The 749-nt window shown below is 52.3% G+C and carries 1 protein-coding gene; it reads left to right on the top strand.

What is annotated here, in order from left to right:
- Nucleotides 1-749 (top strand): RHS repeat-associated core domain-containing protein (locus BLT91_RS15630; protein ID WP_141224999.1); only part of this gene is annotated, 749 nt, incomplete at both ends.

Genomic DNA, 749 nt, shown 5'->3' with positions numbered 1-749 from the left:
TGGAACGGAATTAAGTTGCCGGATGAATGGAAAGACTTTTTCGGCGAAAGAACGACTCAATACCTGTACGATGGAATGGACGTTCTGAAGGAGTATGGAAAGAATGGGAATCCATTGGTGGAGTACTACCGGGTCGGAAATCAGACCGTGGCGCAAAGGCTGTTCGGAAATACGCGCTTTATTGGCGATGATGATGATCATGGCAATCATGGCAATAACGGTAATCACAACGGATGGTTTGGCGGACATGGCTGGTTTGACGGCGATGAGCATGTGGATGGGAATATCGTGTATGGGCTGACCGATGCGCTGGGCAGTGTACGGGATGTGACGAACCATAAAGGGAAATCGCTGATGCAATACCGGTACGACGCGTTTGGGAACATTGTGAGCGGATTGTCGAACCCTTATACGTCGGCGGCTATGTATGCAGGGAAACAGTATGATCCCAAAGCGGGATTGATGGATTACTCCGCACGCTGGTACAATCCGAATATAGGACGGTTTATATCGCAGGATACGTATATAGGAATTGCAGCCATACCGCAGTCATTAAATCGGTATGCGTATACGCTCAATAATCCAGTGAAGTATATCGACCCGAGTGGACATTGCCCCGCTGATGAAAATGGCAACTGCGACTCTGGAGGCGGCAGCGATGGCGGGGGAGGCGATCCGGGTAGTGGCGGAGGAAGCGATCCAGGCGATCCCGGCACTGGCGGAGGGGGCGATCCCGGCACTGGCGGAGG

This window comes from Paenibacillus sp. yr247, assembly GCF_900103825.1.
Lineage (GTDB): Bacteria > Bacillota > Bacilli > Paenibacillales > NBRC-103111 > Paenibacillus_E.
The sequence above is the reverse complement of the archived record's forward strand: the minus strand, read 5'-3'. Positions and strand labels throughout refer to the sequence as shown.